At 46.9% G+C, this 13,963-nt stretch carries 14 protein-coding genes; 9 read left to right on the top strand and 5 right to left on the bottom strand.

Features of this window, described 5'->3' with window-relative positions; all coding sequences use genetic code 11:
• Positions 1–46: 46 nt before the first annotated feature.
• On the bottom strand, positions 47–1,075 hold the full coding sequence (gene astE / locus J3L11_RS01390; protein ID WP_207569770.1) for a succinylglutamate desuccinylase: 1,029 nt from the start codon (positions 1,073–1,075) through the stop codon (positions 47–49).
• A 152-nt stretch (positions 1,076–1,227) separates the two neighbouring features.
• On the opposite strand from astE, the gene msrA reads away from it, so the two are divergent.
• On the top strand, positions 1,228–1,707 hold the full coding sequence (msrA, locus tag J3L11_RS01385) for a peptide-methionine (S)-S-oxide reductase MsrA (protein ID WP_133039172.1): 480 nt from the start codon (positions 1,228–1,230) through the stop codon (positions 1,705–1,707).
• Between the two features lie 68 nt (positions 1,708–1,775).
• On the opposite strand, the gene pgm is transcribed toward msrA, so the two are convergent.
• Entirely contained in the window at positions 1,776–3,428 is a 1,653-nt protein-coding gene (gene pgm / locus J3L11_RS01380; protein ID WP_207569769.1) for a phosphoglucomutase (alpha-D-glucose-1,6-bisphosphate-dependent), read from the bottom strand.
• Positions 3,429–3,464: 36 nt separating this feature from the next.
• Positions 3,465–4,019 carry a replication initiation negative regulator SeqA gene (gene seqA, locus J3L11_RS01375; RefSeq protein WP_207569768.1) on the bottom strand — a complete coding sequence of 185 codons (555 nt, stop codon included), beginning with the start codon at positions 4,017–4,019 and terminating at the stop codon, positions 3,465–3,467.
• Positions 4,020–4,315: 296 nt separating this feature from the next.
• Between seqA and J3L11_RS01370 the strand changes: the two genes are divergently transcribed.
• The 5 genes from J3L11_RS01370 to efp all read left to right on the top strand — a co-directional run bounded on the left by J3L11_RS01370 (position 4,316) and on the right by efp (position 8,016).
• Positions 4,316–5,098, top strand: a complete 783-nt coding sequence (locus J3L11_RS01370) for an alpha/beta fold hydrolase (protein ID WP_207569802.1) — start codon at positions 4,316–4,318, stop codon at positions 5,096–5,098.
• Positions 5,099–5,322: 224 nt separating this feature from the next.
• Entirely contained in the window at positions 5,323–5,607 is a 285-nt protein-coding gene (gene ybfE, locus J3L11_RS01365; RefSeq protein ID WP_133039175.1) for a LexA regulated protein, read from the top strand.
• Positions 5,608–5,657: 50 nt separating this feature from the next.
• Positions 5,658–6,185, top strand: a complete 528-nt coding sequence (gene fldA / locus J3L11_RS01360) for a flavodoxin FldA (protein ID WP_133039176.1) — start codon at positions 5,658–5,660, stop codon at positions 6,183–6,185.
• 60 nt (positions 6,186–6,245) lie between these two features.
• Positions 6,246–7,406 carry an elongation factor P maturation arginine rhamnosyltransferase EarP gene (gene earP / locus J3L11_RS01355; protein ID WP_207569767.1) on the top strand — a complete coding sequence of 387 codons (1,161 nt, stop codon included), beginning with the start codon at positions 6,246–6,248 and terminating at the stop codon, positions 7,404–7,406.
• A gap of 46 nt (positions 7,407–7,452) precedes the next feature.
• The gene (gene efp / locus J3L11_RS01350; protein WP_189616397.1) at positions 7,453–8,016 is read left to right on the top strand and encodes an elongation factor P; all 564 of its coding nucleotides are present in this window, start codon (positions 7,453–7,455) and stop codon (positions 8,014–8,016) included.
• 93 nt (positions 8,017–8,109) lie between these two features.
• Here efp and J3L11_RS01345 read toward each other — a convergent pair whose 3' ends face one another.
• A complete protein-coding gene (locus tag J3L11_RS01345; protein WP_207569766.1) occupies positions 8,110–9,492 on the bottom strand; it encodes a Na+/H+ antiporter NhaC family protein in 1,383 nt (460 codons plus the stop codon).
• A gap of 549 nt (positions 9,493–10,041) precedes the next feature.
• Between J3L11_RS01345 and J3L11_RS01340 the strand changes: the two genes are divergently transcribed.
• The 3 genes from J3L11_RS01340 to J3L11_RS01330 all read left to right on the top strand — a co-directional run bounded on the left by J3L11_RS01340 (position 10,042) and on the right by J3L11_RS01330 (position 13,307).
• Complete coding sequence (locus J3L11_RS01340; protein WP_207569765.1) at positions 10,042–11,256, top strand: pyridoxal phosphate-dependent aminotransferase; 1,215 nt, start codon at positions 10,042–10,044, stop codon at positions 11,254–11,256.
• Between the two features lie 117 nt (positions 11,257–11,373).
• Complete coding sequence (gene yfbR / locus J3L11_RS01335) at positions 11,374–11,961, top strand: 5'-deoxynucleotidase (RefSeq protein WP_189616402.1); 588 nt, start codon at positions 11,374–11,376, stop codon at positions 11,959–11,961.
• A gap of 14 nt (positions 11,962–11,975) precedes the next feature.
• Positions 11,976–13,307, top strand: a complete 1,332-nt coding sequence (locus J3L11_RS01330) for an anti-phage deoxyguanosine triphosphatase (RefSeq protein ID WP_207569764.1) — start codon at positions 11,976–11,978, stop codon at positions 13,305–13,307.
• A gap of 3 nt (positions 13,308–13,310) precedes the next feature.
• On the opposite strand, the gene J3L11_RS01325 is transcribed toward J3L11_RS01330, so the two are convergent.
• A complete protein-coding gene (locus J3L11_RS01325) occupies positions 13,311–13,943 on the bottom strand; it encodes a YchE family NAAT transporter (RefSeq protein ID WP_207569763.1) in 633 nt (210 codons plus the stop codon).
• Positions 13,944–13,963 lie beyond the last annotated feature (20 nt).

Here is a 13,963-nt window from a genome sequence, read left to right as displayed (position 1 = left end):
GCTATCATCAACTTTGATTGCTATAACGCGTATATCTAGCTTTACATTAGGCTAACGGAATACCAGGATCGGCCACCACACACAGCGCGGCACGTTGACCAATGGGGATCTGCGCGTTAGGAAACACAATCGCCTCACCTTCTTGTTCCGCTACAATAGCCTGACCATTTTCATGGGCTAGTACTTCACCTTGGGCAAATTGCGTGAAGTTGGGCAGATCTTTATCAAAGGTAAAAGCGAAGTCGGCAAAGTGTTTGGTAATGGAGCGACACACCCGATAAAGCACTTGCTTATCGGCGGCAAAATCTGGCGTTGGAGTTGCTGTTTCAGCAAGCAACGCCATCAGCATGGCGCGCAGTGCTGCCAGTCGGGTTAAATCATTTTGGCCAAAGGGCATAACTTTCCCCAACTCTACGGTGAAGGCTTCTGCCTGATAATTGGCTGACGAGGCATAACTGAAAGTGGTGGTAGGTTCATGATGCATCAGAAACGCTTCAATCCCGGCGGCACTTAAAAATGCAATTTGTTGTTTCAAATGGGGTTTTCCCGGCCGATAAGGACACACAGCAAAGCGCTCATGACGCGAACCACGGATAGCCGTATGCAGATCGTAATGAAATCGTTTTCGGCCAGTTGCGGTAAAGAACTGCTGCATATAACTCTCTAATTTGGCCGCACGCGCACGCTCACCATTTGTCAGAACATTCGGGTTAGCATGTTCACCATTGAACAAACGATTGAGGTTTTCCGTCACAAAACGTGTACCGTTAATCATCGCCATTGGATTACCGAAGATAAACATCACTCTTTGTCGCAACAGTAAATGCTGCTGAAGAATGGCGCGGATTAGTTGGTTGCAGAGTTCTATGGGGGCGGTTTCATTGCCATGAATACCACTTGACAAAACGATGTCGCTCGTTGGTTCAGCGGTCAGTGGTGTAAAAACCAAGACGCCGCTATCCCAGATCTCGACTTGCGTGTGATCCGCAATAACGCCTTGTTCGGCCGCCATAAACAGGGGATTGGCAAGGGTCAGTGCTAGAAAATTCGCCTGTTGCAGTATTGGCTGCAGCACGGTTTACTCCTTAAATCAATGATGCCTTACTACTGCATGCTATCACAGTGGTTAATGGCAAGTCGTTATGACTTATTATTTCCCCGCTATTGCAAGCTCGCGCAGCTTCGAAGATAATTTTAGCCATCTAGACATCTAATAAGGGTTATATTATGGCGATTGCAACCTTTGGCGCCGGTTGTTTTTGGGGCGTCGAGTATTTTTTCCGACAAGTGCCTGGGGTGATTAACGCCACCAGTGGTTATATGGGCGGTGGCGATAATGCGGTAACCTATGAGCAAGTCAAAAAAGGCACCACCGGGCATGCGGAAGTGGTACAGGTTGAATATGACGCGTCGCAAGTCAGTTATGATGATTTGCTGCAGGTATTTTGGAAAAACCACAACCCTACCAGCCTCAACCAGCAAGGGGCTGACATGGGAACCCAGTACCGCAGTGTGGTGTTTTTCCACGATAAAGAGCAGAAACAACAGGCAGAAGCATCAAAACTGGCATTGATGCGCAGTGGTAAATGGGGCTTACGGCAAATTGTCACCGAAATTGTCCCCGCGCAAACCTTCCACAAAGCAGAAGAATACCATCAGGATTATATCCGTAAGAATGATTTGCCCAGTTGCCACATTGAATATTAATTGAGACGGCACATAAAAACGCACTCTAATCATTGAGTGCGTTTTTGGGCTGCAGTGATAACTCAGTGTTAGCCTTTCAAGGCTTGTTTTATCACCTGTTGCGCGTCACTCATTAACCGGTCCAGATGCTGTTCACTGATAAAGCTTTCGGCATAGATTTTAAATAGCGCTTCAGTGCCTGAAGGTCTCGCGGCAAACCAACCGTTTGCGGTGGTGACCTTGATACCACCGATAGCGGCATTGTTACCCGGCGCATGGGTCAGAACGGTTTCAATTTTATCACCTGCAATGGTGTCAGCGCCTAGCGTATCGGCATTCAAGCGGCTAAAACGCGCTTTTTGCTTAGCATTGATTGGACTGTCAATGCGCCGATAATAACTACGGCCGAATTCTGCCACTAACTCTTCATAGCGCTCTGCAGGTGATTTTCCGGTAACCGCAATAATTTCCGCCGCCAACAAGCCCAGAATGATACCGTCTTTATCGGTACACCAGGTTGTTCCATCGCGTTTTAGGAACGCTGCACCGGCACTTTCCTCACCACCGAAGGCAAAACTGGCATCAGCCAAACCATCGACAAACCATTTAAAGCCAACCGGTACTTCACACAAGACCCGGCCATGAGAGGCGACGATTTTGTCAATAAGTGCGCTGGATACCAGCGTTTTGCCAATCTTTAGTTCGGCTGACCATTGCGGCCGATGGCTCAACAGATAGTCAATCGCCACCGCTAGATAGTGATTAGGGTTCATTAATCCACTGCCCGGGCACACAATACCGTGACGATCATAGTCAGGATCATTACCAATACAGACATCATATTCGTTCTGATGTCTCAGCAACCCAGCCATGGCGTATGGTGATGAACAATCCATGCGAATTTTGCCGTCTTTGTCCAATGGCATAAAACCGAATGTTGGGTCAACTTTATCGTTTACCAGCGTGATCTTAAGCCCATAAGTTTCGGCAATTTTTTCCCAATAATAGATGCCGGAGCCCCCCAACGGATCTACACCAATATTCACCCCAGCCTTTGCAATGGCGGCCATGTCAATGACCTGTTCCAATGCGCTGACGTAGGGTGTTATCAGATCCTGCTGTTTAATCAAACCGATGGCTGCTGCTGTACCATAATTAAGCTTTTTAATCCCTTCCAATCGGCGTTGTAGATATTGGTTGGCGCGGGATTCTATCCAGTTCGTCACCGCGGCCTCCGCCGGACCACCATGGGGTGGATTGTACTTGATACCACCATCCTGCGGCGGATTATGGGATGGCGTAATAATGATGCCATCGCAGCGGTTGCTGTCATCTTTTGCTTTACCAACGTTAGCAGCGACAATTGCTTGGGAAACCACAGGCGTCGGTGTAAAACTTTCATTTTGCTGCACCACCACTTGCACTTCGTTTGCCAATAAGACTTCCAAAGCAGAAACGTAAGCAGCCTGTGACAGCGCATGGGTGTCCATTCCCAAAAACAGCGTGCCATGAATACCCTGCTGTTGACGATAATCGACAATGGCCTGTGTTATCGCCCAGATATGATTCTGGTTAAAACTACTGCTAAAGGCTGAGCCCCGATGTCCAGAAGTCCCAAAACTCACCTGTTGTGCCGGGTTTTCAACATCGGGGATCAACCGATAATAAAAACTCATCAATTTAGGAATATTGACCAGGTCACGCTGTTGTGCCTGTTTGCCTGCACGTTCATGGATTGCCACGGTTGCTCTCCTTGTCAGTTAACTGTGCTACGCTGTTTAGGCTGATGGTAATGCTGCATCGGCAATGGCGTTGGCGCGAATAGCACCACAACCAAGTTTTTCCAGCGCTTCCAGCAAAATAGCGCGTTTTTTAGCCGTGTTATTATTGGTGGTAACCCAATAACCGCTATTACCAATCTCCTTAGGATTAGCAGATTGACTGGCTGACAACAACGCTTCTTTCGATGTTGCAAAATACAACCTGTCCCGGCCCTGAACCTGCAACACTTTTTCAAACTGTTGCGGCATTTGCTGATAAAGCGCTTCAAGCACAAACAGAAAACGTCCTACTGCACCCTTCTGGCTTTCCAGTACGCTAGGCACATACAGTTGTTCAAAATCGACAACATCAGAAACAGGGGGCAGATTGTTGGGAACATAGGAAGATTCCATGCCCGGATGACTAACGGCGACGGGTGGGGCTTCAGTCTCCAGATTAACTGATTCCAGCCCTAATAAACGCCGCAAAATATCCGAAGCGCTTTCGCCGATACGTTCGGTCTTTCCGGCAATAAAGCGATATAGTTCTTCGTCCACTTCAATATATTTCATGCCATGATTCCTGTCATTTGGTGCTGAAAAGGCCCAGCAAGTGGTACGATCCAGCGCGATCGTTCAGGGCAAAAGTATGCCACAAACCCGTCTAGGGAAAAGAGCAAATCGCTGAAAAAACGCTGAAATACTTTGCTGGCTTGGCACTTTAGACATTCCTGCCTGAAAAGCGACCAACTGTTGCTGCAGAAAGCGGCGGCGCTTGTAATGATGTGAGCTTTGCCGCAAAATTTTTGTCTTTGGTGCCTATGTATTTCGCCACGGCACTGCAGATATTGCCGAATATAGGAGAAATGATGTTTTTTAGCGAAAGTGGTCATGGGATACCTGTCGTCCTCATCCATGGCTTATTCGGTGATGGAGACAACCTCAAGGCGTTAGGCAATGATCTGGCATCCGACTACCGCGTGATCCGCGTGGATTGCCCTAATCACGGGCGTAGCGAACATCTCGAATACATGGATTACCCCACAGTCGCAAACATGCTGGTGGCGTTATTAGATCAATTGCAGATTAAACAAGCGCATCTGGTCGGCCATTCCATGGGGGGCAAGATTGCCATGGCAACTGCCTTAATCGCGCCAGAACGCGTGCTATCTGTGGTTGCTGCCGATATTGCGCCGGTTGCCTATAACAATCGGCATGACAAAGTCTTTGCTGCCATGACGAGTTTGCCGTTGGACGCCCAAGACCGCCGGGTTGCACTGCAACATCTCTTGAATCAAGGTGTTGACGAAGCCACCGCCCAGTTTTTGCTGAAAAGTCTGCGGCGTAATGACGGAGGATTTGAGTGGAAACTGAATTTGCCCGGATTAATCCACAGTTATCCGCAGATTATTGGTTGGTTTAATTCACCCTCAGCGCCCGGTTTTCTGACATTTTCAGGGCCGATTCTGTTGTTGCACAGCGCAGACCCAACCTATGTTAACGCCGATTATCGAGAAGCAATTGTGCAGCAATTTCCTCATGCGGTATCCAAAACTATTGCAGGCACTGGTCACTGGCTACATGCACAAAAGCCAACGGTATTTAACCGCATTGTACATGAGTTCATCAATGAGCATGTTTCGGGGCAATGAAGCGGTGACCGTGATATAGCGGCACCATTGTCAATATGCTATAGTCGCGCCTCTTTTATGCCCGAGCGCACATTCCGTTAATAGTGAAGGAACCTCTAAGGACTTTCATGGTCATTTCGGATGATTGTACTGGTTTTCAACCACGGGCGATGGAATACAGGTTGGACTACCAACAGCAGCAAGTTAAAATTCGGACCGAGATGTCCGATGAAAAGAACAAATAAATGGCAAAAGAATCATCTGACAGAACGACCATCGACCTTTTTGCCAATGAGAAGCGTCGGGGCCGTCCGCGAAGTAATCCCCTTCCCCGAGACCAGCAGTTACGGGTGAATAAACGTAATCAGGTGAAACGGGACAGGGAAAAAGGATTAAAAAGAATAGAGTTAAAGGTGTCACAAGATTTGTATGATGCCTTGAACGAACAGGCGTCGGCCAGTAACATCAGCCGCAGTCAACTGATCGAGCATATTTTACAACAGAGTGTTAGCAGCATTTTCGAAGTATAGTGGATCAGGATTGTATAACGAATTTAGTTAGTTGAATTAAAGGAAAGACGATGGCAACTGTAGGTCTTTTTTTCGGAAGCGACACCGGTAACACCGAAGCTGTAGCCAAAATGATCCAGAAAAAACTGGGTGAGAAGATGGTTGAGGTGAAAGATATCGCCAAGAGTACCAAAGATGATATCGCCGCCTATGATCTGCTGATCCTCGGTATTCCGACGTGGTATTACGGTGAGTCTCAGTGTGATTGGGACGACTTTTTCCCAGAATTGGAAAAGATTGACTTCACCGACAAATTGGTCGCAATCTTCGGCTGTGGCGATCAGGAGGATTACGCGGAGTATTTCCTTGATGCCATGGGCACTTTACGTGACATTATCGAGCCTCGTGGTGCCATTATCATCGGTCATTGGCCAACAGCGGGCTATGAATTTGAAGCGTCTAAAGCGCTGGTGGATGATAAGCACTTTGTCGGCTTGGGAATTGACGAAGATCGTCAGCCAGAATTGACCGAAGAACGTGTAGATGCTTGGGTTAAGCAAATCTACGACGAAATGTGTCTGGCCGAGTTGGAAGACTGATTTATCCCCTATTTCGATAAAGGCGGCGACAGTGCCGCCTTTTTTATAGGTGAATTACGCATGCAATCCATTCAACGACATTGGGATATCTTTTGTACCGTCGTCGATAATTACGGTGACATCGGCGTTACCTGGCGTCTGGCACGACAACTGGCAAATGAGTACAACTTGGATATCAATCTGTGGGTTGATGACCTATTGAGTTTTGCCCATATCTTACCGGAACTCGATCCAACGGCACTGACTCAACAATTTTACGGGGTCACCGTCATTCATTGGACGCAACCATTACCGCAGCAATGGCTCCCTGGTACAGTGCTTATTGAGGCATTCGCTTGTGAATTGCCTGATGAAATACAGCAAGTATTGCCACAACTGCCCGCGCCGCCAATCTGGTTTAATCTCGAATATCTCAGTGCAGAATCCTGGATTGATGACTGTCACGGCTTGAGTTCGCCAGCACTTCCCGGTGTCAAAAAGATTTTTTACTTTCCAGGCTTCACCGCCAAATCAGGTGGTTTGATTTGCGAGCAAGGGCTGTTTGATAAACGTGAACGTTGGCAGAGCCTTCAACAAACCAAATTATCTTTGTGGCAATCTTATGGACTCACCGACATCAACGCTGATGAGATGGTCGTCAGTCTGTTTTGCTACGAAAACGCCGCACTTAATCACTTATTAGCGCTATGGCGCGATACCCCTACCAAGCTGCATCTGCTGGTGCCTGGCGGTAAAGGCTTAGCCGCCGTTAAACAATGGCTTAACGCTCAAAGTAATGTAACGACATCTGTCCCAAGTAGTTATTTGATTAACAATCTTCATATTCATGCACTGCCTATGACAGATCAGCAAGGATATGACCAACTGCTATGGAGTTGTGATTTCAACATCGTACGGGGAGAAGATTCGTTTCTGCGCGCGCAGTGGGCCGCGAAACCTTTTATCTGGCATATCTATCCGCAACAAGAAGATGCACATCTGATAAAATTGGATGCTTTTATGCGCCGATATTGCCATAATCTCGCTCCAGCCGTGGCAGAAGCTTGGCAACAGCTTAATCTCGCTTTTAATCAACAAGATGGCCCGGCAGTTTGCCATTACTGGCAAAAATTGGGTCTTGTCAATGGGCCGTTGTCGCAACATGCGAAACAATGGCCGGTTGACGCAATAAATGACGCAGATCTTGCAAACAGGCTAGTGAAAATGGTTGAAAACCGCTAAGATGCTGCGCTGAACTGAAAAACCGTGAAATATAGGAATCTACGTAATGAAAACTGCTCAGGAAATCCGCGCAGGTAACGTGATCATGGTTGATGGCAACCCAATGGTTGTACTGAAGACCGAATACAACAAATCAGGCCGTAACGCCGCAGTTTGTAAAATGAAACTGAAGAACCTGTTGTTAGGTTCAGGTACTGAAACTGTGTTCAAAGCTGACGACAAACTGGATGACATCCAGTTGGAACGTCTGGAATGTACCTACTCCTACTTCGCCGACCCAATGTATGTTTTCATGGATGCTGAGTACAACCAGTACGATGTAGAAGCCGAAAACATGGGCGATGCTATCAACTTTATCGTTGATGGTATGGAAGAAGTTTGTCAGGTGACTTTCTACAACGGTAAGGCTATCTCTGTAGAACTGCCAACCACTATCGTTCGTGAAGTGGGTTACACTGAACCTGCTGCCCGTGGCGACACCACTGGTAAAGTAATGAAGCCAGCCAAACTGATCGGTACCGACATGGAAATTATGGTCGCTGATTTCGTTAAAGAAGGCGACAAGATCGAAATCGATACCCGTACTGGCGAATTCAAAAAACGCGTGTAATCGGGACCAAATTTGAAAAAGCCAGCAAATTGCTGGCTTTTTTATTGGGGAAAACCGAGAGGTTCATATGAACCTCTCGCATAAATCCAATTATCAGGCTATCAAAATAAACCCGAAAAAAGCGATGACCGCAGCGATTAAGGCATAGGGTAACTGAGTGACTGCATGACTGACGAGATTGCAGCCGGAACCTTGTGCTGCCAGTACTGTGGAATCGGAGTAAAAGCATGCCTGACTACCAAAAGATGAGGCGGATAACAACGCCCCGATTACCAATGGAATATCAGCATCTACCGATTTTGCCAGCGGCATCACGATGGGGATCGTTACCGCAAAAATCCCCCAACTCGAACCAGTAGCAAACGCCAAAATGGCCATCGCTGCAAATACCAGCGCTGGCAGCATTTGCGCGGTCATATAAGGGCTGAGCACATTAATCACATACTGTGGCAGCATTAATTGATCGCACACATCCTTAAAAACAAATGCGGCAATCACAGTACCAATAGCCGGCAACATACTTTTAAAGCCATCAATCATCTGGTCCATCATTTCGGCCAGCGGCATTAAGCGCTGCACGGCATAATAAGGAATGGTAACGACTAACGTGGCCAGTAATCCTTTCCAGACATCAATATCGAAATAAACAGTAAAAGCCACCAGTAACAACATAGGCACTAAAAAGTTATGCAGCTTGCCTTGCTTATCCGCATTCTCGAACTCTTCTTCAATGGCTTTAAGTGCATACTCGTCAGACGTTAATACCTCATCAAGATCAACTTGCGCTTTGGCTGGTGTGCCCGCCTTGGCGGCAAGTTCGGCTTTTTTCATCGGGCCAATGGCTGGCACGATACCAGCAGCGACGAGCAATACCATCAATACCGCTAACCAGGCATATAGCATATAAGGGATCGCCTGCATGTAGACATGGATCCCCTCACCTTTGGCGGCTACGCCGTTATCAACCAACAAACCACCAAAAAACACCGCCCAGGTCGACAATGGTACGATAACGCATACCGGAGCCGCGGTAGAATCAACGATATAGGCCAGCATTTCTCGAGAAATTTTAAACCTATCGGTGACCCGTTTCATGGTTTCGCCAACGGTCAGCGCATTTAGGTAATCATCAATGAAGATCACAATACCCAGCACAAAGGTCATCAATAGCGATGATCTGGGGCCTGTGGCAAAACGCATCGCATTGCGCCCAAACGCCAACGCCCCGCCGGTACGGACTAACAAGGCAATTAATGCCCCAAAACTACCGCAAACGAGGATCAACCAGCCAATCGTTTCATCACCCATTACCTTCAATGATGCATCGGCAAAGCTATTGAGTACTTCTGCTGGATCAACCAACAACAAGCCGGTAACAGCACCGATGATTAACGCCAGAATGGGCCGTCTTAGCCAGATGGCAAAGACCAGCACCACAATAGGGGGAATAAGACTTAACGCTGTCGGCTCAGACATGCACTTAGGTCCTCAAAAGTAAACGGCCATATGGCCAATAGTCCAAGGTGCTTTGTTCTACTTGCATCGCACCTGTTAACTGTCTGGGAGGTTTTTGCCTTTAGCTCAGTTGTAGCTGTTCGGACACCATTCCAATAACATCTGGCTGAAAATAAATCGCTTATGAATTCTAGTCAACCAAATATCTATGCTAACGTCCTCAACTGCTCAAGCAGTGACTGAAATGTCCCCTTTACAAGTTAATTCATGTTATTAGCATCGTTTTTAGGGACTCTAAACTGACAACATAACTCGCTTGGTTAGTAGATATTTATCCGCTGTAAACGAATATTGATTTGTGTGCAACAATGGCAGTTTTTAAGTGAAAAATATGTCAAGTAACAAAAATATCAGTTTTTTGTATTGCTATATTATTTCATGCTTCTTTTTTACGGATAAATCGACTGAAAAATATAGATATTTTTTTATTTCCCTCTTTTTTAATGGGGTGAAATTCGCTATTGTTCTTCGTCCAATCTAATTGTTTTAAACCATCAACTTCGAGGTAATATGCGGCCCGTAATTAAATCCCATAAACTGGACAGTGTTTGTTATGACATTCGTGGTCCAGTTCATAAGGAAGCCCGCCGCCTGGAAGATGAAGGTCACCGAATCCTCAAGCTCAATATTGGGAACCCTGCCGTCTTTGGCTTTGATGCTCCTGAAGAAATTGTCCGTGATGTGATCCTGAACCTGCCATCTTCTCAGGGTTATTGTGAATCAAAAGGCCTGTTTTCTGCCCGTAAGGCAATCGTGCAGCATTATCAGTCTAAAGGTATCCACGGGGTGGATATTGAAGACGTGTATATTGGTAATGGTGTGTCCGAACTTATTATGATGTCCATGCAGGGATTACTAAACGCTGATGATGAGGTATTGCTGCCCTCACCCGACTATCCGTTGTGGACCGCTGCAGTGAATCTGGCTGGCGGTAAAGCGCGGCATTACATCTGTGATGAAGAAGCCGACTGGTTCCCTGACTTAGATGATATTCGCAGTAAAATTACGCCACGCACTAGAGGACTGGTGATTATCAATCCCAACAATCCTACCGGGGCCGTGTATCCCCGTGAATTGTTGTTGGAAATTGTAGAGATTTGCCGTGAGCACTCATTAATTCTGTTTGCTGATGAGATTTACGACAAAATTCTGTATGACAATGCGCAGCATACTTACGCGGCAAGCTTATCTGATGACATTCTGACAGTCACCTTTAACGGATTATCAAAAGCCTATCGGGCCGCTGGATTTCGTATCGGCTGGATGATGCTCTCTGGTAATCTTAAAGCGGCCAAGAGTTACATTGAAGGGTTGGAAATGCTGTCGTCCATGCGGCTTTGTGCCAATGTGCCCAACCAGCATGGTATTCAGACCGCTTTGGGTGGATACCAGAGTATTAATGAACTGACAGCACCGCAAGGCCGACTGACGATTCAGCGCGATACCTGTTATGACCTGCTGAATCAAATCCCTGGGGTCAGCTGTAAAAAGCCTATGGGGGCGATGTATGCCTTTCCGAAACTCGACGCTAAGCGTTTTAGTATTCGTGATGATGAACGGTTAGTGCTGGATTTATTGAAAGAGAAAAAAATCCTATTGGTGCAAGGAACGGCCTTCAATTGGGCGGCACCGGATCATCTGCGCGTGGTGTTCCTGCCTTATAAAGAAGATCTCCAAAAAGCCTTGTTCGCTTTTGGTGATTTTTTGAGCCATTACCATCAATAAGCTGATGAAGAAGCCGTGCAAGTCACGGCTTCTGACTATTGTTATCTTCGCAACTGCCATTCACCGCCCGCTTGCGTTACAGTAGTGGATATTCTGTGAGTCATCAAAGAGGAAAAGATGAGTCATCTGTTTGCCCACCTCGCCAGAATGAAGTTAATCCAACGTTGGCCTTTAATGCACAATATCCGTCAGGAAAATGTGCAGGAGCATTCACTGCAAGTCGCCATGGTTGCGCATGCGCTGGCAATTATCAGCAATCGCTTATATCAGGGACATTATTCTCCTGAACGCGCAGCTACACTGGCAATATTCCACGATGCCAGCGAAGTGTTGACGGGCGATTTACCTACACCAGTGAAATATTTTAATAAAGATATTGAGACCGAATATAAGAAAATCGAAGCAATTGCCGAAGAACGGCTGCTGCAGATGGTGCCGGAAATCTTCCGGGAGGATTATCGTAGCTTATTCATCAGCCATGATAATGATGTTGAGTACCAGCGCTTGGTGAAGTCCGCCGATACGCTATGTGCTTATCTTAAATGCTTGGAAGAAAAACATGCGGGTAACAGTGAGTTCAACTCGGCTAAACGACGGCTTGAACAGATGCTGGATAACAATCCAGATCCCGCAGTACAGTATTTTCGACAAGCATTTATTCCCAGTTTTACCCTCGATTTAGATCAAATTAATCAGTTGTTGTAACAGGGAATCTTTAGATGGAAACTTCTCCTTGGTTAGAACGCCGGGAACGCGATCAGAGCCAGCGTCGCAATGATCACCGGTCACCCTTTCAACGCGATCGGGCGCGGATCATGCACTCGGCAGCCTTTCGCCGACTGCAAGCAAAAACACAGGTGCTGGGCGTCGGCATGAACGATTTTTATCGCACCCGACTTACCCATTCACTGGAAGTATCACAAATAGGTACCGGTATTGCGGCGCAATTGAAACAACGTTTCCCAGAAATGTTGACGTGGCTCGATTCAATGAGTCTGATTGAAGCGCTATGTTTGGCCCATGACATTGGTCATCCGCCCTATGGTCATGGCGGAGAAACAGCTCTGAATTACATGATGCGTGATCACGGGGGCTTTGAAGGCAACGGACAGACATTTCGCATTCTGACTAAGCTCGAGCCTTATACTGAACATTATGGCATGAACCTGACGCGCAGAACCTTGTTGGGAGTGATGAAATATCCCGCGTTAGCGGAATCACTGCGACAAAAATATGCGCAACCAGCGGTGAGTAATTATCGCCAGTTAAAACCGAGCCAATGGCCACCAGTTAAAGCCATCTTCAATGATGACGCCGCAGTATTTAACTGGGTCCTAGCACCTTTGACAGCTCACGACCGTGCTGAGTTTATTCGTAGCAGTCAAGCCAGTACTGGCGGGCATCAGCGCACGCTGTATAAATCCTTTGACAGTACCATTATGGAATTAGCAGATGATATCGCCTATGCGGTACATGATCTGGAAGATGCCATCGTCATGGGCATTGTCAGTCGTGAGCAATGGTTGGAATTTGTTGCTCCCCGTTTGTCCTGCCTGCAAGACCCTTGGATCAAAGAGCAACTGGATAATATCGACGGCAGGCTGTTTTCTAGCAAACATTACCGCCGCAAAGATGCTATCGGTACTTTGGTCAATGCACTGGTAACCGCAATTTGCGTGAGAGAAAACAACCTATTTACCGAGCCACTGCTGCGCTACCAGGCTGTTCTTGAGGCCCCGTATGATGAGATGTTGGAGATCCTCAAACAGTTTGTCTTGATGTTTGTGGTACGAAAACCTGAAATCCAGATGCTCGAATATAAAGGCCAGCAGATAGTGATGGAACTATTTGAAGCGCTAGCCTCTGATCCGCTGCGTCTATTGCCGTTTAATACGCAGGAGCGTTGGCAGACAGCACAGCAGCATGGCGGTAATAGTTTGCGGGTCATAGCCGATTATATTGCCGGAATGACCGATGAATTTGCTGCCCGACTGCATCAGCAGTTATTCAGCCCTCGGGCAGCGTCATTGATGGAGTTTAGCCACATATAGGCATCAGCCTAACAAGTGGGGAAATAGTCCTTTAAGACCGGCAGCCATTACTTCAATGCCTATGGACAACATCAATAACCCCATTAAGCGGGTAATAACGTTGATGCCGGTCTTCCCTAACAATTTGTTGATGACGTTGGCCATACGAAAAAGTGCATAACTGAGTAAACCAAACAGCACCACAGTTAATGACATTGCTAACAGGTTTAAGACGCCTTTATGCTCGGCGGCAAAAACAATCACTGAGCTGATGGCACCAGGGCCAGCCATCAATGGCAGGGCTAAGGGCACTACTGCTACTGAGTCCATCATGGATGCTTCGCGATCTTCTTCAGGGTTACGTTTAACTTCACTGAGTTTCCCCTGCAACATCGACATTGCGATAATAGCAATCAGCGTGCCGCCAGCGATACGAAATGCTGACAGGGAAATACTGAACATATTCAGGATTAACTGCCCGGCAACAATAGTGCTCAGCAAAATAATTACTACCGCAAAATTGGCAACTTTAGCTGTTTGTTCCCGTTCTGCTGCAGTTTGATGGCTAGTGAGACTAACAAATACTGGTAGCAGACCGATGGGATTGATAATTGCCAGAAGGCCTAGAAAGAATTTCACGTAGAGAGTGAGTTCCACTATATAAACCCTTACATAAC

The sequence above is a fragment of the Shewanella sp. 4t3-1-2LB genome, assembly GCF_017368415.1.
Taxonomy (GTDB): domain Bacteria; phylum Pseudomonadota; class Gammaproteobacteria; order Enterobacterales; family Shewanellaceae; genus Shewanella; species Shewanella fodinae.
Note: the sequence above shows the minus strand (reverse complement) of the source record. Positions and strands in the feature narration are given on the sequence as shown.

Bases quoted from the DNA above. Each gene is read 5' to 3' on its own strand.
- msrA (WP_133039172.1), top strand. From the start codon at position 1,228: ATGGCGATTGCAACCTTTGGCGCCGGTTGTTTTTGGGGCGTCGAGTAT.
- seqA (WP_207569768.1), bottom strand. From the start codon at position 4,019: ATGAAATATATTGAAGTGGACGAAGAACTATATCGCTTTATTGCCGGA.
- J3L11_RS01370 (WP_207569802.1), top strand. From the start codon at position 4,316: ATGTTTTTTAGCGAAAGTGGTCATGGGATACCTGTCGTCCTCATCCAT.
- ybfE (WP_133039175.1), top strand. From the start codon at position 5,323: ATGGCAAAAGAATCATCTGACAGAACGACCATCGACCTTTTTGCCAAT.
- fldA (WP_133039176.1), top strand. From the start codon at position 5,658: ATGGCAACTGTAGGTCTTTTTTTCGGAAGCGACACCGGTAACACCGAA.
- earP (WP_207569767.1), top strand. From the start codon at position 6,246: ATGCAATCCATTCAACGACATTGGGATATCTTTTGTACCGTCGTCGAT.
- efp (WP_189616397.1), top strand. From the start codon at position 7,453: ATGAAAACTGCTCAGGAAATCCGCGCAGGTAACGTGATCATGGTTGAT.
- J3L11_RS01345 (WP_207569766.1), bottom strand. From the start codon at position 9,492: ATGTCTGAGCCGACAGCGTTAAGTCTTATTCCCCCTATTGTGGTGCTG.
- J3L11_RS01340 (WP_207569765.1), top strand. From the start codon at position 10,042: ATGCGGCCCGTAATTAAATCCCATAAACTGGACAGTGTTTGTTATGAC.
- yfbR (WP_189616402.1), top strand. From the start codon at position 11,374: ATGAGTCATCTGTTTGCCCACCTCGCCAGAATGAAGTTAATCCAACGT.
- J3L11_RS01330 (WP_207569764.1), top strand. From the start codon at position 11,976: ATGGAAACTTCTCCTTGGTTAGAACGCCGGGAACGCGATCAGAGCCAG.